Origin of the sequence: Spiroplasma sp. ChiS (assembly GCF_002968355.1) — a bacterium.
Lineage (GTDB): Bacteria > Bacillota_I > Bacilli_A > Mycoplasmatales > Mycoplasmataceae > Spiroplasma > Spiroplasma citri.
Map to the genome: position 1 here is coordinate 1 of NZ_PUUH01000087.1, position 1,707 is coordinate 1,707.

A 1,707-nucleotide genomic window follows, 5' to 3' on the forward strand; every position below is an offset into this window, starting at 1 on the left:
TTATTATATTAACTATTTCATCATAGTGTTGTTGTGAATAAATATCTAAATCAATTCCCTTAGGAAACTAATGTCTTAAATCACAATTAATTCGTTCTACAATAGGTTTTTTAGTAGGTTTACCTTTATCACAAAAATAAACTTTAGTACCAATATAAGTCTCAATTTGTTTTCATTCTGAAAACTCTTTACCTTGATCAGTTATAATACCTTTAACTATTTTCTTTAAAATGCTAGTTTTAAAAATAATTTTAATAACTCTAATTACTTCGTTTGGTGTTCTATCTTTTAATTTTCTTACAATTTCAAATTTATTTAATTGCTCAGTTAAAACTAAACAAACAGATTTAAAATCTTTACCAACTATTGTATCCATTTCAAATCAACCAAATTCATTTTTATTACGTTTAGCTTCTGCAATAGTTCAAAAATTAGTTAACTTACCTCGATTATCAATAGTTTGCTTACTTTTATTTTTTCGACCATGAAAATACAAATTACGCTTATTTAAACCAAATAAACCAAGAAAAACATACTTATATAAAAAGTTTTAAAGCATGCCGGAAATTTAATACCAAATTCACGTTTATATTCATAACAAATAATTTCAGACGACCAATGAAACTTATTAAATTTTTCATCTAATCACATTAATTGTTGATATGAAAATTTAATATGTTTGACTGATTTTTTACGTGTAGAAACCACACACATTTTGTATTTTTGGTTTTTACAGTTTTGGAAAGTAAATTTTTTTAATATTTTTAATTAAGAAGTTGAAATTATGCAAACAAAGCAATATTTTATTTTGCAGTCGCTAGTGAAAAAGTATGGTAAAGATAATATTATTAATACTGTTAATAAGATTGCAAAAGATATTAAAATTAAAAAGTAAAAGAATAAATTATCCCCGTAATTTATTAGCGAATAATTTATTCAATAGTGTTTTTAATGGAGCAAAGAGACAACGAGCGGAGCGAGTTTGCAAATTTTAATTTTTTAGTTTTTAGAGAGGAGATGTAATATGCCAACTTGATTAACGACAATATTTAGTGTTGTTATTGTATTAGCAATTTTTCTTTATTTTGGTTTATTAATTTACCAAAAAATTCGTCAAATTCGAGGAAAGAAAAAAGATAAAAAAGAAAGTGAAAGAAAGGAGAGTAATAAATAATGTTAGGTATGTATTTAACAACAGCGTTTAATTTTTTAACAAAGCACCTACACCTAAAACTATGACTGAGGGTATGACTGGTATTTGAACTGGTTTATCTAGTGCATTATGAAAAGTTAAAGAAGGTATAACAAATATTTTACCTGAGATAATGGTTTTCTTAGGTGAAGCGTGAATTATATTAATTCCATTTGCTATATTTTGTATTATTAAAATCTTAAACTTTTTCCGTGTTATGGTTAAAGGATTTTAATATTTATTATAATCAATTATATATCTTAGCTAAGGCACACTAGTTTTTATGTGAATTGAATAAATAATTTTGTTGTTTATTTTTGCACTATACACTGTCTACAAATTTATTTTTAAATAAATTTAATTATTTTGGTTATTATTGATAATGTTAACAAGATGAAAAACCATATTATACATATAAATGATAAATCTATATTGTTTATTATTCATAATATTGAGTCTGTTATGAAAAATATTTTTTTAGTAGGATTTAATAAAAATAAGAATATTTCTATTAA

Annotated in this window: 2 protein-coding genes and 1 pseudogene; 2 read left to right on the forward strand and 1 reads right to left on the reverse strand. The window is 23.3% G+C overall.

The window, feature by feature from the left end; translation table 4 throughout:
• Positions 1–705: pseudogene (locus tag C6B38_RS12320) on the reverse strand (IS30 family transposase); the annotation flags it as partial.
• A 319-nt stretch (positions 706–1,024) separates the two neighbouring features.
• Between C6B38_RS12320 and C6B38_RS03165 the strand changes: the two are divergent.
• Complete coding sequence (locus C6B38_RS03165) at positions 1,025–1,174, forward strand: hypothetical protein (protein ID WP_105298628.1); 150 nt, start codon at positions 1,025–1,027, stop codon at positions 1,172–1,174.
• A 61-nt stretch (positions 1,175–1,235) separates the two neighbouring features.
• Positions 1,236–1,427 (forward strand): hypothetical protein, encoded by a 192-nt coding sequence (locus tag C6B38_RS03170; RefSeq protein WP_233485500.1) that lies wholly within the window; start codon positions 1,236–1,238, stop codon positions 1,425–1,427.
• The last annotated feature ends 280 nt before the right edge of the window (positions 1,428–1,707 follow it).